The organism is Pseudoalteromonas sp. CO348 (assembly GCF_004208845.1).
GTDB classification, from domain to species: Bacteria; Pseudomonadota; Gammaproteobacteria; order Enterobacterales; family Alteromonadaceae; genus Pseudoalteromonas; species Pseudoalteromonas maricaloris.
Window position 1 is genome coordinate 133708 of the sequence record NZ_SGPI01000040.1, and the last position, 19278, is coordinate 152985.

The window sequence follows — 19278 nt, forward strand, 5'->3', positions numbered from 1 at the left end:
GTACTTGCTATGATTAAAGCCACCCCTATTGTTTGTTTTTTTGCATCATTTTTTAGCTATGCGGGGTTTATCACTCATATTGAAGTTGAAGACAGCAGCGTTGTATTTAGCACTGATTCTATGACTCCAAGTACTGCAGCCTGTGCGGCAGATGATAAAATAGCTTTTAGAACCGTGTCGTTAAATACCCATCAAGGGCGAGCGACTTATTCGCTATTGGTCACTGCGCTAACAAAACAACATGGGATTGCCGTAGAGTCAGCCAATGACTGTGGCGATATCGACACCATAGAACGTGCCAAAAAAGTGAGTTTAACCGCAGCGACGACATCGCAAAGCTCGGAGGCGCATTCAATCGGGGTGTATAAAGCGGATGGTAGTTCAAGGGTTGGCACATATATCGACTTTGATCGAAAAACTAGCGTAATAACTTACGTTGATGATGAAGCGAAGACAGAATTAAAGACAGTAGCACATGCACCTTCAATTTATTTGTATTATTCCGGTCTTAATTGTACCGGGGACTTGGTTGTTCCGGATAGTATGCCTAATACGATGCAGCTGTTTAATGGTAAATATTATGTAGCGGATACAAATGTAAAAACTAGAGTTCAATCAAGGTATAACTTGAACAACCACTATTGTAGGGGTTATGGAACCAGCGCTTTTGGAACCAAGCTTGGAGAACACCCCATCTGCGGCACTGGCCCTTGCACCATTAAACAAGACTAATCTACTGTAAACCTACAGGACGACACAATGCGCCAACTTATTTTATTAACTGCACTTACGAGCACAGCAGCGCACGCTGGCATGGTTAACCAAGTAGAGGTAAAAAACAACACGGTGTTGTTTTCAACCGAATCAATGACAGATAGCACTTTATCGTGTGCGAGTAATATCAACAAAAAACTGCGTGGCTTTTCACTGAATACGCATGATGGCAGAGCGATGTACTCGCTGATTGTAGCGGCGCTGTCAAAAAACTATGCCGTTGATGTGCAATCGGCACTCGATTGCGCAGATACACAAGATGTTGAACGTATTCAATCACTTCGTTTATTGGCAGATACCAGCCAAAGCAACAATTCGAGCAGCCATAGTATTGGCGTATACAAACATGATGGTGTTACCCGCATTGGGACATATATTTCACATAGCGGCAACTCACGAGGCAGAAGTTGGCAGTATTTTGATAAAATTGCCAGTGATGGATATAAATCTGCGTCGATCAGTCTGGTGACTTCATACAGAGAGCAGTATTTTTCAAGCACCAATTGCACTGGTGAATCATTGTTGCTATACCAATCAGATCTTTTCTACTCTGGCTGGGAAAAGTCCTTTGTTAAAAGCGATACATCACGTCCAACTCTAATCGCGTCAAAAAAAGACGGTGACTATTGCTACCGAGATATTATAAGTCAAAATTTAACGGGTTACTTTTTGGTTAAAACAACCCACCCAGTTTGTGGCACAGGCCCATGCAAGATACGTGAAGATTAAGGACTAAGCAGTGTTTAGATATATTTTGGGTCTACTCTTGGCGTGTTCGTCTTGTGCATTCGCCTCATCAAAAATAAAACAAGTTGAATTAGACAGTATCATTGCGGTGGTTTTGCCAGAAGTAGCGCGCAATGATTCACCTTGCACCACACAATCTTGGGGTTTGGATTTGAGCCAAGAGCAAGACCATGCATTATATGGGCTGATTTTAACAGCGGTTGCTATGGCAAAGCCTGTCACAATTGAAGGTGCGGAAGAGTGTATCGGCAGTGGTCGTTTTGAGCGTATCAGCAAAGTGAGCATAAAGGATTAACACGTGAAAAAACTCAGTGCTATTTTTGCTTTTTTGAGCATGGCCGTATGCTTGCTATGGTCTTTTACTGGCTTTGCTTCAGCATGGCTGCCAGTGCACACCCAATATATCATGAACACTTTTGAGCAACACCAGCTCGAAGATAAGCCTGTGTGGATCAACCCACCTAGCAACCCAGTAACTCATCAAACAATCACATTTCAGTGGTCGGCAGATCTGAATGTCAGTCGTTATGAACTATGGCTAAATGGGAGTAAACATACTTACACAACAAACCGTGCTGAGTTTTACTTCACAGAGCCTGAACTAAAGGCCTTCAAAGTTAGAGCATGTAATGGGCAAATATGTAGCCCATTTTCTCAGTTACTCGAACTCAACGTTAAAAAACGACTAGAGGTTGTTTTTGGCGAACAAGGTGTTATTGAAGCCGGTGCGAATGCACAAATTACCTTGTCACTGCTTGAGCAGTTGCAAGCGACTGATAAAATTGAATTTAGCCTAGACAAAAGCGTATGGCATAGCAGTGCGGCTAACAACGCGCAATTCACATACCCAGTGAACGTCTCTGAGCCTGGCTTGTATCAGTTACATGTGAAAATTAATGGCCAGATCATCAAGCCAATTACTTTTAGAGTGTACGGACAGCCAACAAAAGCTGTAAGTAATTTGGCGATTGGCAAAGTTGCGCAATTGGATTACCAGAACCAGCAAACGCTAGTACTCAACAGTCCTGAAGATTTAATTTTACACTGGCAAGCTTCGGATGAAATTGCGCCACCAAATACAGGGTACTATAAATACCGTATAGAAAATGGTGATGAAGGTATCATTTATAGAACCGCCCCCTATTTGAATTATCAATATGGCCACGATGTATTTCATAAAGAGATACCAATAAAAAGCAATGGTAAATATGATATAGCCCTGCGAGGATGTAATAGGCTCGGTACGGGTGAAGTATGCGGACCAACCCAAGTCGTTCATGTATATGTTGGTGTGCCTGCAACACCATATAGACAACCAACGCAACCAGTATCTGGGGTTTACATCAACGGCGTGTTAGGTGATACCACGCGCAACGACTTTATTCAAACAGAGCCCGATAGCACGGCTTATCTTAGTTGGGCAAAATTGCCAGAGGTAGACGCAGAGCGAGGTTACTATCTTATTGAGATTGATTATCCACAAGGTCACGTTGATTATCCTCAAGGACATACACGGCAAGGCTTAGTATTTGGCACAGCCCCTTATATTGCAAGGCGTTACAAGGATAATGACTTTCACTATGAAATGCGATTTGATGCTGCGCAGCAAGACTATATCGTAGCAGTAAGAGGATGTAACCCATATAGTGAAACCGGCGGTTTTGAAGTAAATTGCGGACCAAGAAGCCAAGCGGTACGTATTAAATCAAAGCCTGCAGAAGTGAAATATGATGTGAGCTACAGGGGAATAACTAACAAACTAGGGTTTGTTGACCAAGAAGTAATTGCAGTAATTCAAACTCAAAACAACGGTGTGTTAAAGCGACTTGAAGCCAAACTAGACAATGGAGAATGGGTTAGTTTAACAAGCTCTGACGGCAAATCATTTATACATAACTTTGGTTTGCTTCCAGTGGGTGAGCATACAATTGTTTATAGAGCGGATAGTTACTACGACAGTGAAGAGTTTACTTTTAACGTAAGAGTGCCGCTCAAATTAGTTGAAGTAAAGGATTTAGCGCTGAGTTCAAGGTTCTTCAACTATGGTGACAAGGTCACTATTAGTTGGCAAAAGCCAACATATTATGATGGCCCGCTTGTCTATGACGTATACATTACTAAGCCTAATGCGCCTCACTCTGCGTTCTTATGGCGAAGTAAACTAGACCCATCGGCTATTACCGTTAATGGTCGCTATCAAGTGGAACGTGGTCCGCTTTATATGCGTGGTGAGCACCTTGTGCAAGTTGTGCCATGCACTCCAGAAGGCGTGTGTGCTGCGCGCTCAGGTGGTGTTACTTACAGCGTGGGTGGTGACGTGTTGCCACAAGTCGCTCGATTTGATGTGCTCAGCGCAGGCATCAACAAGGCTGTTACCTTTGATTGGGCAATGCCTGAATCTTTTACATCTGATGTCGTTGCAACCTACTGGGTAAAAGCACCTAATGCAGCACACTTGGTTGAATACCAACCAAATAGCCCATTTACAACGTTCGGTACTTATTTCTTCTATGTAAGCGTATGTGAAGCAGGAAGTCCACTCATATGTAACAAGTATTTAGAAACAGAGCTGCGTATACAAATTATACCCACTGAACTTGTAGCTGAACACAATGGAAGAGAGCTAACGTGGGAAAGTGTTTCTGGAGCCACTAGTGTCGTGATTGAGAGTGCACTATGTGCCGATGCAAGCAGCTGTGATATGGCCTCACTTGATTGGAGTACGTTGAAAAAGCTTGAAAATGGCGAGACAAGCTTAGCGCTGAGCGATTCGGAGGGTAAAATTTACCGCATTAAAGTGTGTTTTGCGGATGGCACCTGTACGTCTTGGATTAGCGTTGTAAAAGCTCAACCCAAGAAACAAGTTATTTTCATTCATACAGATCTGTTGGGTAATCCGGTGGCTGAAACCGTGCTGTAATCATTTTTTGAATGTATTTTATTCGTTGTGGATATGTTCTTTATTTTAAAACTATTAAAAGTAAGTAGGTATAAATATGATTTTCTATCTTATAAAGAAAATTAAGCTTTATAATTTAATGATTGGTTTTGAATGCCTTGATTTTAAAAGAACGTTCTCTAAAGTTTTAAAGGTTACTACTTTACTGATCTGATCCAGCACTTTGGGCCTCATTAAGTGAGTAAACTAACTCATAGAGGTGAAAAATACATTCCCAAAGAAAACCAGAAAAACTTATAGTGACAACAGACAGTAAACACGCATTGCCTGTTGCTCCGAATTTGCTTGGGCAAGACTTTATCGCTGACGAGCCAAATCAAAAATGGGCAGGCGACATCACCTATTTAAGGACAAGCGAAGGTTGGCTCTATTTCGCAGTTATTATCGATTTATACTCACGCGCAGTGATTGGTTGATCGATGAGTAAGCGCATGACATCAACCTTGGTGTGTGATGCTCTGCAAATGGCACTGTGGCGACGCGGCAAACCCAAAGGGGTTATTGTTCACAGTGACCGTGGCAGCCAGTATTGCTCTCATGCTTATCGGAATATGATTGAGCAGTACGGCTTAACTCAGAGCATGAGCCGCAAAAGTAATTGCTGGGACAACGCCTGTGTTGAGAGCTTCTTCCATTCACTGAAAGTTGAGGCGGTTCAATACGAACCAATTATGAACCGTGAAGCGATGCGCCAGCACATGTTTGAGTACATTGAAATTGATTACAACAAAAAGAGAAGGCATAGTGCTATTGGCTATCTAAGCCCTGAAAGATTTGAACAACTGAACATAGCTTAATGAAGTGTCCTGTTTTACTGGATCAGATCACTATCTGTATAGCCTCCTAATTCGCAGTGCAGATAGCTTTGTGGGAGATGTATGGACTCCTCCCCCTTAACGGGAGAGTACGGTATAAAGATATTGCAAAACACTTTTACCAAATAAGGAGTCCATACATGACACAGTCTAATTTAATTGCTATCGACTTGGCAAAAAACATTTTCCAGGTGGCACAGCTGAAAGGCAATAAACTCAAGTTTAATAAGCCAATGAAACGCGAACCTATGCTTGAGTTGCTAGCAAAAGCCGAGGGTTCAAAGGTTGTGATGGAAGCTTGTGGTAGCGCCCAGCATATTGCTCGCACAGCACTGTCACTGGGGCATGATGTCATGTTGCTTCCCCCTAAGTTCGTAAAAGCGTTTAGGCAAGGCCAAAAAACCGATGCGAACGATGTTCTCGCCATTGCCAGTGCAAGCCAAGCATATAACGTGAAGCCCTGTAAAATCATGACAATTGAAGAGCAAACGTTGCAGTCATTGAGCCAAGCGAGAGCCTTAATAGATAAACAAAAGACCCAGCTTTCAAATCAAATACGTGGCTTGCTATTAGAGTTTGGTGTTGTCATTAATCAAGGCGATGCAGCGTTAACACAAGTCGTTCCAGATATTTTAGAAGATGCTGAAAATGCGCTCCCCATCGCATTAAAACAAGCACTCGCGGTGAGTTATGACCTATATAAAACACAATGCGATGCTAAAGCACAGCTACATAAACAAGTTGAAGCGATAACCAAGCAAAATGAGAGCTGCCAGCGTTTAATGGCATTAGAAGGCGTTGGCCCAATTACCGCGATAGAGCTGCTATCCTTTTTAGGCAATACCTCACAATTTAGTGATGCCAGAGGGGCGGCGGCATGTGCAGGTGTTACACCGACCCAGCACTCATCAGGCGGAAAAGCCAAGATAGGCCATATCCCCAAAAGACGAGGCAATACATTAAGGAAAAACCTGTTTCTCGGTGCAAGAACGGTAGTCAGTAGGCTAAAACATAAAGAAGCGACCACAGAGAAAGAACGCTGGATAAAAAATCTACTCGCCAAGAAGAGTGTGAAATGTGTTGCCATTGCATTGGCCAACAAAACGGTTAGAACAGCCTATGCCTTACTTAAAAACGGCTCAACATACGAGCCAAAAATCTTAGCGGTGTAGCACTGAGTAACAGAAGAACAAATCAAGATAAATAGAACGTAAAAGCAGAAAGCATACTGAGATTACCCCCAGTATTGAACAAGCCAAGATAGAGCATTAAGCGGTGAGACCCACCCTTGAGAGCCTGTTAAACCGCAGGTGTATACAAATACCGCGTGGGAGAGAAGGCACAAGGGCGCGAATACATCAAAGAGGCCGAGGTAGCACCTCATCAAGAGCCCGGATATAAGCACGCAATCACACCAATAATGCTAAAAATGGCTTGTACAATTGGAGGAGTCCATATAAGGCGGTTCACCCGCCGAGAAGTTATGCTTTTCTGGTGTGGTTAAGGGGGGATTAGTTTTGGCTGCGAGTTCTAGTTTTTCTCTCAAAAGCAGCAAATTTGCCTGCAAGTACCAAAAAAGCTCTCAGCACCGTTTGCCTCCCTCATCACACCCGAAAGTAAAGTGCCAATGAGTCATTTCAACGCATGGATGCGTGAAAAGCTGTGACAGGGACAGGGATGTCCCTTACACAGCGGTGACGTTCATATTGGCGATTTGCTTGAGGAGTCAGTGTGATGTTGGGAGTGCCCTTTCTTTTGCATACTTGTTCTTTGGGCATCAAAGAAAAGTATGTCGTAGCCCATGGATGGGCGTCGAAACCTGTCAGGAGGACATATTAGCCTTACCCTCCATGGCTAATATCAAAGCGCATCCATGCGCTCCTCGTTCATTCTTTTTAAACGACGAAAAAGAACGAACCAAGAAAACGTCGCCCCAGCATCACACTTAATCCTCAAATCCTAAGCCGATATAGTGCAACCGTCTTGTAAGGCACGTCCATGATGCCAGACAAGACTTGGCCGACATCCTGTCGGCACATTGCATATCGGCTTATGCTTTTCGGGTGTGATGGAGGGGGAATAAGTTGCTTGTAAGATCTTCTACGATTTTTACGATGAAGCTGTTTGCAAGGGTTACAAAAACTATCAGCATAGCCTCCTAATTAGCAGTGCGGATAGCTTTGTGGGAGATGTATGGACTCCTCCCCCTTATCGGGAGCAAGAGAAAATAAGTGACCCCCATCACTATAGTAATTAGTGGTGGGGGTCAGCGATTTGCTTTTAAGCGACCATAGTCAATTACACGCTAAGGACAAACCACATCAGAAACGATATCAATGTTGATTTGTGTCTTTGACATGATTATTTCTTCTCCACGATAATTGCAGTGATTGTTGTATCACCAACATTTTTAACTTGATGTTCCCATTGGTCATGCCACATCACGTAGCCATCCGGGATCTCCAAGGTCATGTCTTTTTCACTCGTTGTTATCGTCGCCTTGCCACCTTTTTCGAAGTAAACAGTCTCAGCATTGTGTTTATGCCAGTTATCCTGTTCCCCAGGTTTGAGTGTCATTTTAAGTACAGTAACCTCTTCGTTCTCTAGCAGTAGTTGATATTGGTTTGGAGATGCAATGTGTGCAGCCTCGACCTTCTTGTCTTGTGCAAACGCATTTCCAAACAATAGGACTGAAGTAACAGCTGTAAATACAACCTTTTTCATAGGAATTCCTATTTATGCATACCACGAATAGGGTAGTTGTTTGCAGGATTTCGTATCCAACCTAAGCCACTAATCAATGACTGAAGTTCAGGTCTTACAAACGGGTTGTTTGAAATATCTACTACGTGAACTTTTCCTTCATTATTGACAACAAATAGCCCCGGCTCAGCAAATGGATGATCAGTTTCTTCAGGCGATCTTGGATCTGATATAAACAACCCAAGTTCTTGCATTTGTTCAACAGTAAGACCGTATGCGATAGGGAAAGTCACATTAAGTCTTTCCATATGACTTTCGAGTTGTTCTTTACTGTCACCAGAAACGGCTATCAAATCTACGCCTGTTTGAGCGAGTTGGTCTTTCGCACTTTCTAACTGGTTTAAGTAGCGAGTACAAAGTGGGCAATGCTGCCCTCGGTAAACAACAACCATCTTCCAATCCAAACCATTTTCAGGCGTAGACAACTTTTTAATATCACCATTTAGAAGTTTGGTTTCAATTGCAGGAAAGTCTGAACCTGCATGAAGCTTATTGGTATAATCAATGCTCATGACTGTTCCTTAAAAATGCTTGTTAATGTGCGTTTCGAAACGTTTGAAGTCGTTTTCAACATCTGCGTTTTTCATCACATCAAAGCACGCAAATGTTTCCATTGGCTTCATTCCAAAGAACTTGAAGTTCATGTGCATAGGGAACATTAAATCGTCGATTGATTTCCCATCGAAGAATTCTTCTGGATCATTAAAGGCTTCTTCCGGCGCATTAAAGGTGAGAGACATCATGTATTTGGTGTTGGTTAACGTGCCGCCCTTACCATAGTTTTTCTTTGGTGATTCTGCTGTGCGACCGTCGCCAACACATAAAGCTCCTCCCATGCCTGCTGTGTATACTTCATCCATATACTTTTTGAATGACCAAGACACGCCCATCCAATTGCTTGGTGTTTGCAAAAATACAATGTCTGCCCATTGATGAAGTGCTAATTGCTCCTCCACATCGTACCCGTCACTCATTGTTACTACGCGCGTGTTATAACCTTTATCTTCCAGCATGGTTATTGCCTTATCAATCAAGGCTGCATTTAGCTTACCTTCAGAGAATGGGTAATATTGGTGGGCATTAATAATTAATACGTTTTTAAGATCAGTAGTGCTCATAAAACAACTCCAAACTAAATTTCAGCAAAAATAAGTAAGAGAGGCACTCTCCTACTCAATCAATGTGTGGTATATTTTAGTAACCTGATTTAAGTTATCAATTAGTATACTTTTAGTAACCTAGTTGTTTTTTAGGAAAACTGATGGAAAGTGTCGTAAAAACAGACAGTAAAGGTAGAAAAAAAGTTTTAAATGCATGCACTGAACCCTGTGCTATCGAAAAAGGCATGCGTTTAATTGGCGGAAAGTGGAAAGGTTCCATTATTTATCACCTTAAAGATGAACCTGTAAGGTTTAATGACTTAACCCGTATGCTTGGCGGTGCCAGCAAAAAAATGGTCGACCAACGCCTAAAGGAACTAGAAAGTGAAGGGATGGTTCGTAGAAAAGTGATAAGTGACAGACCTGTCGCTGTAACTTATGAATTAACCGATTTTGGCAAAACCGCACTGAGTATTTTAGATGAACTCAGGATCTGGTCAGAGTCCCATCAAATTTAACAGTAGCTACTTTGAATTATTTAGCACAGCCCAATGCAGATTCTTATTTTGGAAATCTGCTTGGCGATTTTGGCGGAACAAGGCATGTAAAAAACTTGCCACTCACAGTGAAAAAGGCATTGGATAATCATTATCTAGTCGATAAATTTATAGATAACCATACAAAAATAACTGACACCCATCACAATTAGCAAGCGGCGATTGCCGAGTGTTTCTACTTGGCGATATCCACGACACCCGCTGTTTAACAGATAACTTCGTTTAATATCGTCTAACCAGTTGTGACTTTAAAGAAGAGAAACGCTCAGGACGGATGATCCAGTATTTGAGTGAGGTGTAGTGGTTTGCAAAAATTCAAGGCGATAGTGGGTTTAATTGTCGTCGCTGACATCTAATCATGCCGTTTTGAAGGGAGTTATGGCTGCTAAGAGCGAATTTGAGACTGTCGGCGCTCTTCTTGGGAGAGTCTTCGATGCTGCATAGCAGGTGTTCAACTAACTCATTTATGCTACAAAATCCGTTAACATAAATGAACTAAGGGTCAGATTTGAGCAATGAACGGGCATTCAAAATATCCCTTCGTGTAGTTCACTTAGGCATGGGCTTACATTTTCAAAAAACGACCAATTTCACACGGGTTTTCAATAGGTGGTCAATATGACTAATTAGTGGTTCTATTGAGTAATCTAGTCGAAAGTGAGAATGTTAACATTATGAAATTATTGGTTTTTATGTTGGCGCAAACCTTGCTGTCTCAAGGTTTCTTTAATTTCATTATGGATTAAAAAATGAGAAACCTCGGATATTTTTTGTTTTTACTAATTTTTGCGTCAGGTTGTACTACAAACAATAGAGACCAAAGTCACACTCTCAACGAAGAAAAACCCCAATCAAATGACGTTACTATTGTAGAAGAGGTCGTTTTTGAAAGCGAAGGTGTACAATTATCAGGGAGCATGTATATACCTAAAGATGCACGAGCAGCAGTAGTACTAGTGCACGGCTCTGATCCTGTCCCACGGATGACTAAGTTAGCACAGTCACTGGCTAAGAGAGACTTACTAGTTTTGACGTACGACAAGCGTGGGGTTGGTGAATCTGGTGGTGTTTACGTAGGGCCTCAGGTGGGAACCAATAATATAAGTGTTGATAATTTAACTTTGCTTGCGAAAGATGCAAGTGCTGCGGTAGATGTGGTTCATGGCTATGACAAAGAGTTATCGATTGGACTTATTGGCGCGAGTCAGGCTGGCTGGATTATTCCAATTGCCGCACTCAATAATCAATCAGTAGAGTTTATGGTTTTCTTCAGTAGCCCTACAATCACAACTCTGGAACAACTTAGATTTCAGTTTTATACAAATGGTAGAGAAGACTTTTGGGAAACTCATACTGATGAAGAATCGCGTGAACATACGTTAAATGATCCTGACAGATATGATTTTAAAGCAACGGACCCGAAAATTTCTTTGAATTCTTTATCGATACCTGGGCTCTGGCTCTTTGGAGAGCAGGACATACAAGTCCCAGTCAAAATGTGTATCGAGCAACTGAATAGGATGAAAGCTAAGGGCAAGCCTTTTGAATATGTATTATTTCCATCGCTGGGCCACAATACTAATAAAGCAGAGCCTCTAGATATTGCGATACAATGGATAAAGCAAAATAATTTTTCCCACTAATTCGCAATTGTTGTTTTGCTGATGTTGATCAAATAGAAGAGCGTAGTTAACTAATGGCTCAAATGTGACGAAGCGGCTATGCTGAGCGTCACTGAGCTCTCTTGCTGCTAGGTCGACTTTATGAGCACCCTAAATGAATCTCCGCTTCTGACAGTTCAAGTTTAGACTTGTCCAGTTTAACGGATATCGATGTTTAACACCAATCCTAACCCTATACGCTGCCTTCGGATTCTATGACCAAAATTCTCGCCTCGCCACGAGGATGGGCAACATGCTCAGTGCCAATTGACGCATAAAAAATATCACCAGTTTGCAATAGGGCTGATTGCTCAACGCCATTCTCTTTGTAAAACATGTCAACCTCGCCGTCTAACACGACAAAGACTTCTTCACCGTCATTAACATGCCACTTATAAGGCTGATCAGTCCAATGCAAGCGGGTTGTAATACCATTCATATTGGCGATGTCTTTTGCGCCCCAAGCGCGTTGAGCTGTGAATGTTTTGCTTCTAATTATTTCCATGATGCTTCCAGGTTTTGGGTTGTTAACATTCTAAAATCTCTGTCTATTGCTAGATTCATAATGTACAAACGATAGAGTTATTTTATCCAGTCGGAGAGTCGATGGTTTTGGATGTCATCGTTTTTCAATCAATGGCAAGTAATGACTTCGAGTACGATTGCGCCTAACTTCACAACTTATGGCGCTGTGGCTCACTTTTAGCCTTTTTCCTAAAACCCTCGCGTAAGTAGCCTCAATTTGGTATTTTTGCCCTTCGAACAACTGCTTGTAACTCATGGTATCAACTCTTATTTTTTTGCGATTACAGAGTACCACCAGCAGGCAGTTGATCTTTTCTCACCGTTTAACCACGAGTGGTGCCCTTATTATCTGAATTCGGAGCTCATTAACTATCAACATCTTCAATTTAAATGCTCTTTTATTTCCTTAATTTTTTCTTCTGCATTTTTATTTTCCGGGCTCAGTTCTCTAGATTTTATATATGCATCTAGAGCTAATTTATACTGTTTTCTAAACAAATATGCTTCACCTAGACTATCCCATGCATTAGAAGATTCTGGGTAATACTCAGTATTTAACCTGAAAAAATCAATTGCGACCTGACTATCGGTAGGAAACTGGTTGTCATACAACCTGTTGTAACCAAAGAAATTCACTAGGCTCTCTCTGGGCTTGAGGGTTACTCCTAATTTCTCTGAAATTATATTAAAGTGCTCCTGCAGTTCCACTGCTGGTCTAAATCTGATTGCGTCATCGACCATATAACCACTAAAAATATTTTTCAATCCCAAGTAAAAACTCATTATTGGCATTGTATGGTGGTTTTGATCAGTACCAAAAGTTTTGGAATGAACGGTTAATCCTTTAATTGGTGAAGCCTCTAATTTATGGATAAATTCACGGACATAATTTTCTTTAGGATAAAGCGAGGGCACGCGTTCAGATGTTGAAACAAAAAGCTGCCGTTTGTTAAGCTCCTTTTTCGAAAATTCTGTGTAACGTTTAAGCATTATTTGATTATCCCACCAAAGACTCGGATCAATAGCTATATATGCATTAAAGAATTCCGGCGTTTGGTAAAGCGAGTGAATAACAGTTAAACCGGTAAATGAATAGCCTGCTAGAATTTTGTAGTCAGCGGTTCGGTAATCTTGCTCTATTTGGGGTACTAGTTCCGTTTGAATAAACTTTAAAAAATTATCAGCACCTCCTGTCGTTTCTTGCGACTTTGAGACACTTCCACCCCATTGAATAAGTGATTTAGTGGGCGAACTATCACGACCACGGTTCTGACTCACAATCCCAACAAGTATCATTTCAGGAGTTTCAGGGCTAGCATCAGAGCTCATTTGTTTTGCAATACCTGAAAAAGCATGGAAAAAGCTATTTAAATTTGCATCAGTGAAATACAAAACTGGATATTTTTTATATCCCTTTGCTTTATAAGAAGTAGGTAAAGATACCCAATATTCCCTACTTTCATTCAGGACTTTTGATTCTATTTCGTGCCTTTTACCAATAACAATATCTTCCGCAAATGCACTTAGCGAAATTAGTGCGCAAAGGAAAAATAATAGCTTTCTCATTGTTACAACTTACTCCTTTGATGATGAATACGCCAAATCGCACTTAACGCCCGTAGCTTGTTAGCATTCCGCACCTTGTAGAGCATGTTGTATAAAAGGCCACTTTTTAACGGGGTATGCCTCACGATCTTTTTTGTAAGGACTGCGAGATTTCGCTTTAATTTTGCATATTCGTTGGCTATGCTGCCATAAAACCATTCGCCAGCTATAGCCAATAAATGGTTCATTTCCTTTTCGAATTTTTCCAGGCATGAAGCATAAGATTCTTTGAGTACTATGGGCGTCCTGCTCATGTGATGAGTTTCCTTTGTGATGCTAACTATCTTCACCTAAGAGCGATTCGGTCGCTTTCTTACCGTTAACCACCTTGAACTTCTACTTAAGGAATTTTTATCATACTGGATAACTTATTGCTACAAAAAGCTTTCTGCCTTTAAAGATTAGGTTGCTTGAGGATAAAAGCGATCGGATTGTTCATTTTCCTAACTGAAAAATATGTGACACCGATCACTATTAGCATTAAAGCTGACAAATTGAAGTAAAAAAAGTATGAAAACACTTCAATCACTTTGATCAAAAACGTTTATCGGTAGGCTAATTTTTAGCACTCAGCGTATCTATTCACTAAAACTGGGTTATCGCGCACAACAACGCGCTGCAAATACAACAGTAAGATACTCTAGAGTTGAGAATGTGAGTTTTGCTAAGCCAACAAGCGCTCGCAGTTTGTTAGATTCGTCCGCCGTCGTTTTTGCAGTGTTTCACAGTAAAGCTACTAAAACGATGAAAAGTCGTACTAGTGTGTTTTCCTTTTTCCTGCGCAGATTGCGCGATAGGTGTTATCCAGCGGCTGTTTATATAAGCAAGATAACCCCAGCGTATTCAATTTATCGTATTCATTTCGGTGAGTGCAGACCCAAGCGATTGCCTTCTGTATCTAAAAATAACGCGAAAAAACCGCTTTCGTCTGCATGTGGGGTTTTGGGGGTCAGTATTTTCCCACCGTTTTCTTCTACTTTTGATAGCACCAGCTGTAAATCTTCACCCGCGTTTAAATACAGAGTGACGCCAGTGCTGGAAGGAGTGCAACCTTCACCTTGAACAATCACACCTACGGTAGATTGCCCTTCGTACGGGAAGAGTGCCATTGTCATTTCAGGCATATCTATGGTTTCAATGGAGACCGCAAAAATGCGGCTGTAGAACTTTACGGCGCGGGTTAAGTCGGTTGCTGGAATTTCAAAAATTGATGCAAAGCTGTGCATGTTATCGTCCTTATTTTCTATGTGGGTCGGCTAGCTATTGGTGACTAGGTTGGTGTTTACTGGGCTCGTTTAAGGCTCAACGAGTTCAACTTTAAGATAGTGTGGGGAGACAACAATTAATTGTAAAAAAGCGACAGGACTATTTATAGAAAAGCCGTGAAAGCGTCATACCTTCGTCATCGAGAAACGCTCGCGGGTTTACCCCTGTGAGTGCTTTAAAGTCCTTGATAAAGTGAGACTGATCATAATAATTGCTTTTGTACGCGATGTTGGTGAGATTGTCTTCACGATTTATGAGGAGTGTTAAAGCGCTTTGCAAGCGTACAAGTTTACTTAAATGTTTTGGACTAATACCGACAAGGTCTAAAAACTTCCGCTCTAGTTGGCGCCTTTTGTTGGGATTTGATTTGGTGATTGCATTAACCGATATATCGCCATTTTGTGCAAAGATAATGTCTACCGTTGTTTTTACAATGTGCTCAATTGTCTGCGGGTCGCTCAGCTTGTGAAGGAGAAAGGCCTCTAAAATCTCAATCCTTTGGTTTGTGTTTCGCGCTTGGATGATATCACTTTCAAGCTTTGCGGCCTCATCTGGCTTAAATAGCTCGTAAATCGATGTTTCTTGATTTTTTAAGCTATTTATCGGTTTCGAAATAAAGTGGGAAAAGGCATAAGGAAAAAAGCTGGCTGCAAAGGTGTGAACATATCCGGTTGGTTGAATATAAAAAGGCGAAACGGTTTGGCCAAGTACCATTGCGCGCGGTTGCAGTATGTATTCATGTTCTGATGTATAGCGCTTAATATCGTCGCCCAATATAAAGGCCAGCTCAATGCAGCCGTCGGGGACAATACGTTGCTTTGCGGCATTTTTATCTGCTGTAATTTCCAATGTCCAAAAGCAATTGATAAATGAGGATAAATTTTCACTAGGTAACAATTTTTTGTAATCCATAAAACCTCCGCATCTAGCTATGGACGGTTGAAATTTACAGCAAATAAAAACTAGCCTAGATTAGACGCAGGTAAATTTAGCAACCGTTTTATGGTCTGCTTTTTAGGCGCGCTTTACTTGTTACTGGCCTTTATTGATATGCTTATTTATCCAATCTTGGTAATAAGATACACGCGTTAATACGGCGGTTGAACCGTATTTACCTAAAGTATAATTTTCCAAATCGCCTTCAATTTCTCGCCACGCTGCCAATCCAACCAATACCGGAGTTGAGCCTTGATAAATGATTGCTGCGCCGCCGCTATCTCCAGAGCCTATGGTGCCTTCTAACGGTAGCGCATCGGCTCCTTGTTCGAAGGTAAATCTGAGCCAGTGGGCTTTTGCTTCTGTGATCACGTTGTTGTAAACATGCATTTGATAGTCGTCTTGAGTGAACGCCCAATCTGAGAAAAATTTGGTGACTTGATACCATGCATAGGTCGTTAGGCTTGGTCCCTCAGAGTCGTGCTCTTCACCCGTTATCCCCGTTCCGATAGCGCCGCGACCAAACCCAGTTATTTCCATACCTAACTCTTCATTTCCCTCATATATAGCGATGGGTTGAATGTGTGTCACAGGCTTACTTAAGCGAATTAATGCAATGTCTTTGGCGTTATTTAGCTGCTCCATAAGCGGTGTCGGGTCGCCTTCACTCCAATCACCTTCTACCTTTTTGTAATCCGGATGAATAATGATTTGTGCAATTTGATTTTCAACACCATGCACCATGATAGGTTTGTCTTGATAGTCATACATAAACGTATAAATGACGTGAGCTGGTGCCAACAACCAATGCTTATCGATTAACACCGAACCGCCTTGGAATGGCATATCAACATAAAACTGCGGGATGCTGTTAACCTTATACAAGTCAGGGTCAACATCATGTCTTTTGACAACCGCATGGTTCTGAAAAGAGGCAAACATGAGCAAAAAAATGGCAAGGTATTTCATCATTATTCCTGATTTATTATATTGTTATTATTTCCAAAGTGGCCAATAAATCATCATACTGAAACTTTCTTTTCAATGCATTAATAAATGTACCTGTTTTATACTACGCTCTCTCCCTCAAAAACATCTGTACGTTCACCAGATTAAAAGAAATAAAAAACAAATGGTTATTGTCATGCTATGACGCCAAAAATAGTGCAAATTAGTTGGGAAACATGATTGATAAGAAATGTGACTGGTGCAATCAAGTTTGTGAGGTAACAGCATTAAGGTAAAGTTAATTTATGTGCTCTAGGCTAGGCTATTTGCCGTTTATGCAATCAAAAGCGAGTTGCTTGCAAGGAGATGTCTGAAAGCTAAATCGCTTTGCGGCAACCACATAAAATAAATTGAAAGGAACAACGCATGATAAGGATGATATTTGCAACTTTTCTATTGCTTTGGGGCACGCAGGTTAGCGCTCAAGAGCTTATCTTATCGAAGGTCGTCAAGTTAAAGGTTGACTCACCAATCACTATTTCGCATGTGTCTGAAACGTTAGTGTTGGCGTTTAAAGACAGTAAACTACTTCACGAAACGTTAGACCCGAAAAGGTTTATACCTGCTGTTGATTTATCTGGGCATGAACATCAATTTGTACGGAGTTTGTTTGAGGTCGATTCAAGAATGAAATTGCCTGCTTGGCTCCGGGTACTTTCAGAAGAGGTCGCAAGCACCTATCAAATACAAAATGTTCAACAAAAATCTATTCAAGAAATTACAATATTTAGTAGTTACAACAAAGAGGAAGCACACGGGATAGTGTTTGTTCTTGAAGCGCAAGTAATTCATAAAATAGAGGTTTTTGGACAACAATTACAGTTTCAAAATGTGATAAATAATATAGCGACAAGGTATTAGGGATCTAATAATCAAAGTGCGGCGCCGTAGAGCCAATCACCGCTGCTCAGCACGTTAAGTTACTGGCTTTCGATTCGCTAAAACTATCTAAGGCTTTGCTGTTAATCCAATCAAGCTTCAAACCTAACCACACACTTGACCTCAAGTTCACTTGAAGTAGTACAGTCACCACTTATTAGAATGGCGCAATGGTAGGAGTGGTAACGCATGTTAGAAGATACAGTAAATGCAGAGGATCAAACTGCTCTAGGAGCCGGACAAAAGCGGGTGTTATTCAGCTTGGCTGTGGTACTCATTTTGCCTACGCTTGGCATGAGTAGTATCAATGTCTTGTTGCCAACACTTGCTGAGGAGTTTGGCGTGGGGCAGGCATTGGTGAATTGGGTCGTTGTGGCATATTTACTTTCGCTTACTGCGTTTATTCTTGGTGCTGGCGCTGTTGGAGATAGCGTTGGCCGAAAAAGGGCGCTGCGCATTGGAATTAGCGTCTTTTGTGTGGGCTCCATTGTCGCAGGACTGAGCATAAATCTTTGGATGCTGATTGCTGCTAGGCTGTTCCAAGGTATTGGCGCTGCGCTGTTATTATCCCAAGTGTTTGCGCTGGCAAGCGTTGCGATGCCAAAGCGTAAAGTTGGACTTGCAATGGGGCTACTCGGTACTACCGCTGCGATTGGCACGGCACTGGGGCCATTGCTAAGTGGCGCAATGCTAGAGTGGTTATCATGGCAGTTCACTTTTTGGTTGATGATATTGCTTGGTGGCGCAGCTAACTTTTTAATTGCAAGATTTCTGCCTGATGATGTTGCAAATCCACCTGAGCCGCAGCGTTTTGATGTTATTGGAAGCGTGTGGCTGTCGGTGTCATGCCTATTTTATGTGTTGGCTATGCCATCGAGTAGTTCGTTTAGTCTTGTCTTACATAGCGTATTTTTCTTATTTTCAGTGGCTTTTATCTACTGTTTTGTACAAAGTCAAAAGCGTGCTCAGTTTCCACTTGTGAGTTTGGCTTTTCTGAAACACAAGCTACGCAATACCTCGTTAATCGTGAGTTTTATAGTTGACGCCATCGCGATGTCGACATTAGTTGTCGGGCCTTTTTATCTCACTTATGCGTTAGGGCTGAGCCCGGTCACGGTTGGTCTTATTGTGTCTATTGGACCTTGTATTGCTGCTGTCGCAGGTTATCCGTCAGGCGAGGTGGTTGATCATTTTGGTATCGCGTTTGCCATGTTTTTGGGCTTGCTGATGATCCTCATTGGGACAATTAGCTTTGCAATCCTACCTTCATTATTTGGACTTTATGGCTATGTTGTGGCGTTATTTGTGCTAACTCCCGGAAGGCAGTTGTTTCTAGCGGCTCACCATACCTTTGTGATGACGACAGTAGCCGAAAAAGAAAAGGGCATGGGATCTGGGCTCATTAATTTATGTAAAAACTTAGGGCTAATGACCGGGGCTTCATTACTTGGTGGTGTATTTAGCGTGTTGCTGCAGGCAAAGAATGCGGCCTTGGCAAGCTCTGCACAACTTAATATGGCATTTTCACTGACTTTCTTACTCGCTGCACTGTTTATTTTGGTATCGCTCGTTGCCTTATTTGTGATTAGCCGAAAGCATGCGTTTTAAAAGTAGAATACGTATCTCGAAAAATTTTTTCGTCCTTTTTTCAAACTTAAGGTTTTCTTAATTTTCGCTTTTTAA

At 41.6% G+C, this 19278-nt stretch carries 17 protein-coding genes and 2 pseudogenes; 11 read left to right on the plus strand and 8 right to left on the minus strand.

What is annotated here, in order from left to right; all coding sequences use genetic code 11:
• The first annotated feature begins 9 nt into the window (after nucleotides 1-9).
• The 6 genes and pseudogenes from EXT48_RS21585 (at nucleotide 10) to EXT48_RS21610 (ending at nucleotide 6467) form a co-directional block, all read left to right on the plus strand.
• Nucleotides 10-732 (plus strand): hypothetical protein, encoded by a 723-nt coding sequence (locus EXT48_RS21585; protein ID WP_130165738.1) that lies wholly within the window; start codon nucleotides 10-12, stop codon nucleotides 730-732.
• A 27-nt stretch (nucleotides 733-759) separates the two neighbouring features.
• The gene (locus EXT48_RS21590) at nucleotides 760-1503 is read left to right on the plus strand and encodes a hypothetical protein (protein WP_130165739.1); all 744 of its coding nucleotides are present in this window, start codon (nucleotides 760-762) and stop codon (nucleotides 1501-1503) included.
• Between the two features lie 10 nt (nucleotides 1504-1513).
• A complete protein-coding gene (locus tag EXT48_RS21595; protein WP_130165740.1) occupies nucleotides 1514-1816 on the plus strand; it encodes a hypothetical protein in 303 nt (100 codons plus the stop codon).
• A gap of 3 nt (nucleotides 1817-1819) precedes the next feature.
• On the plus strand, nucleotides 1820-4441 hold the full coding sequence (locus tag EXT48_RS21600) for a hypothetical protein (protein ID WP_130165741.1): 2622 nt from the start codon (nucleotides 1820-1822) through the stop codon (nucleotides 4439-4441).
• 281 nt (nucleotides 4442-4722) lie between these two features.
• Nucleotides 4723-5277 (plus strand): annotated as a pseudogene (locus EXT48_RS21605) (IS3 family transposase); the annotation flags it as partial.
• A 158-nt stretch (nucleotides 5278-5435) separates the two neighbouring features.
• A complete protein-coding gene (locus EXT48_RS21610; protein ID WP_165384132.1) occupies nucleotides 5436-6467 on the plus strand; it encodes an IS110 family transposase in 1032 nt (343 codons plus the stop codon).
• A gap of 1189 nt (nucleotides 6468-7656) precedes the next feature.
• Here the strand turns inward: EXT48_RS21610 and EXT48_RS21615 are convergent.
• The 3 genes from EXT48_RS21615 to EXT48_RS21625 are packed head-to-tail and all read right to left on the minus strand — an operon-like array spanning nucleotide 7657 to nucleotide 9176.
• Nucleotides 7657-8019, minus strand: coding sequence for a cupin domain-containing protein (locus EXT48_RS21615; protein WP_017217776.1), 363 nt, complete (start codon nucleotides 8017-8019; stop codon nucleotides 7657-7659).
• An 8-nt stretch (nucleotides 8020-8027) separates the two neighbouring features.
• Nucleotides 8028-8570 (minus strand): peroxiredoxin-like family protein, encoded by a 543-nt coding sequence (locus EXT48_RS21620; protein ID WP_017217775.1) that lies wholly within the window; start codon nucleotides 8568-8570, stop codon nucleotides 8028-8030.
• Nucleotides 8571-8579: 9 nt separating this feature from the next.
• On the minus strand, nucleotides 8580-9176 hold the full coding sequence (locus EXT48_RS21625; protein WP_017217774.1) for an NAD(P)H-dependent oxidoreductase: 597 nt from the start codon (nucleotides 9174-9176) through the stop codon (nucleotides 8580-8582).
• 143 nt (nucleotides 9177-9319) lie between these two features.
• Between EXT48_RS21625 and EXT48_RS21630 the strand changes: the two genes are divergently transcribed.
• The 3 genes and pseudogenes from EXT48_RS21630 (at nucleotide 9320) to EXT48_RS21640 (ending at nucleotide 11358) form a co-directional block, all read left to right on the plus strand.
• Nucleotides 9320-9676, plus strand: a complete 357-nt coding sequence (locus EXT48_RS21630) for a helix-turn-helix domain-containing protein (RefSeq protein WP_017217773.1) — start codon at nucleotides 9320-9322, stop codon at nucleotides 9674-9676.
• A gap of 11 nt (nucleotides 9677-9687) precedes the next feature.
• A pseudogene (locus EXT48_RS23935) lies at nucleotides 9688-9837 on the plus strand (DUF479 domain-containing protein); the annotation flags it as partial.
• Between the two features lie 627 nt (nucleotides 9838-10464).
• Complete coding sequence (locus EXT48_RS21640; RefSeq protein WP_130165743.1) at nucleotides 10465-11358, plus strand: S9 family peptidase; 894 nt, start codon at nucleotides 10465-10467, stop codon at nucleotides 11356-11358.
• A gap of 211 nt (nucleotides 11359-11569) precedes the next feature.
• Here the strand turns inward: EXT48_RS21640 and EXT48_RS21645 are convergent, their stop codons facing one another.
• From EXT48_RS21645 to EXT48_RS21665, 5 genes are all read right to left on the minus strand, one after another.
• Nucleotides 11570-11881, minus strand: a complete 312-nt coding sequence (locus EXT48_RS21645) for a cupin domain-containing protein (protein WP_039496348.1) — start codon at nucleotides 11879-11881, stop codon at nucleotides 11570-11572.
• 401 nt (nucleotides 11882-12282) lie between these two features.
• Nucleotides 12283-13467, minus strand: a complete 1185-nt coding sequence (locus EXT48_RS21650; protein ID WP_130165744.1) for an alpha/beta hydrolase-fold protein — start codon at nucleotides 13465-13467, stop codon at nucleotides 12283-12285.
• Between the two features lie 896 nt (nucleotides 13468-14363).
• Nucleotides 14364-14732, minus strand: a complete 369-nt coding sequence (locus tag EXT48_RS21655; protein ID WP_130165745.1) for a VOC family protein — start codon at nucleotides 14730-14732, stop codon at nucleotides 14364-14366.
• A gap of 139 nt (nucleotides 14733-14871) precedes the next feature.
• Nucleotides 14872-15684, minus strand: a complete 813-nt coding sequence (locus EXT48_RS21660; RefSeq protein WP_130165746.1) for a response regulator transcription factor — start codon at nucleotides 15682-15684, stop codon at nucleotides 14872-14874.
• Nucleotides 15685-15804: 120 nt separating this feature from the next.
• On the minus strand, nucleotides 15805-16680 hold the full coding sequence (locus tag EXT48_RS21665) for a trypsin-like serine protease (protein ID WP_240703421.1): 876 nt from the start codon (nucleotides 16678-16680) through the stop codon (nucleotides 15805-15807).
• 402 nt (nucleotides 16681-17082) lie between these two features.
• Between EXT48_RS21665 and EXT48_RS21670 the strand changes: the two genes are divergently transcribed.
• On the plus strand, nucleotides 17083-17577 hold the full coding sequence (locus EXT48_RS21670) for a hypothetical protein (protein WP_130165747.1): 495 nt from the start codon (nucleotides 17083-17085) through the stop codon (nucleotides 17575-17577).
• 207 nt (nucleotides 17578-17784) lie between these two features.
• Nucleotides 17785-19203 (plus strand): MFS transporter, encoded by a 1419-nt coding sequence (locus tag EXT48_RS21675; RefSeq protein WP_130165748.1) that lies wholly within the window; start codon nucleotides 17785-17787, stop codon nucleotides 19201-19203.
• Nucleotides 19204-19278 lie beyond the last annotated feature (75 nt).

Excerpts from the sequence above, each read along its gene's own strand:
- EXT48_RS21665 (WP_240703421.1), bottom strand. The coding sequence starts at position 16,680 with ATGATGAAATACCTTGCCATTTTTTTGCTCATGTTTGCCTCTTTTCAG.
- EXT48_RS21670 (WP_130165747.1), top strand. The coding sequence starts at position 17,083 with ATGATAAGGATGATATTTGCAACTTTTCTATTGCTTTGGGGCACGCAG.
- EXT48_RS21645 (WP_039496348.1), bottom strand. The coding sequence starts at position 11,881 with ATGGAAATAATTAGAAGCAAAACATTCACAGCTCAACGCGCTTGGGGC.
- EXT48_RS21640 (WP_130165743.1), top strand. The coding sequence starts at position 10,465 with ATGAGAAACCTCGGATATTTTTTGTTTTTACTAATTTTTGCGTCAGGT.
- EXT48_RS21650 (WP_130165744.1), bottom strand. The coding sequence starts at position 13,467 with ATGAGAAAGCTATTATTTTTCCTTTGCGCACTAATTTCGCTAAGTGCA.
- EXT48_RS21630 (WP_017217773.1), top strand. The coding sequence starts at position 9,320 with ATGGAAAGTGTCGTAAAAACAGACAGTAAAGGTAGAAAAAAAGTTTTA.
- EXT48_RS21620 (WP_017217775.1), bottom strand. The coding sequence starts at position 8,570 with ATGAGCATTGATTATACCAATAAGCTTCATGCAGGTTCAGACTTTCCT.
- EXT48_RS21615 (WP_017217776.1), bottom strand. The coding sequence starts at position 8,019 with ATGAAAAAGGTTGTATTTACAGCTGTTACTTCAGTCCTATTGTTTGGA.
- EXT48_RS21675 (WP_130165748.1), top strand. The coding sequence starts at position 17,785 with ATGTTAGAAGATACAGTAAATGCAGAGGATCAAACTGCTCTAGGAGCC.
- EXT48_RS21585 (WP_130165738.1), top strand. The coding sequence starts at position 10 with ATGATTAAAGCCACCCCTATTGTTTGTTTTTTTGCATCATTTTTTAGC.
- EXT48_RS21625 (WP_017217774.1), bottom strand. The coding sequence starts at position 9,176 with ATGAGCACTACTGATCTTAAAAACGTATTAATTATTAATGCCCACCAA.
- EXT48_RS21655 (WP_130165745.1), bottom strand. The coding sequence starts at position 14,732 with ATGCACAGCTTTGCATCAATTTTTGAAATTCCAGCAACCGACTTAACC.
- EXT48_RS21610 (WP_165384132.1), top strand. The coding sequence starts at position 5,436 with ATGACACAGTCTAATTTAATTGCTATCGACTTGGCAAAAAACATTTTC.
- EXT48_RS21660 (WP_130165746.1), bottom strand. The coding sequence starts at position 15,684 with ATGGATTACAAAAAATTGTTACCTAGTGAAAATTTATCCTCATTTATC.
- EXT48_RS21590 (WP_130165739.1), top strand. The coding sequence starts at position 760 with ATGCGCCAACTTATTTTATTAACTGCACTTACGAGCACAGCAGCGCAC.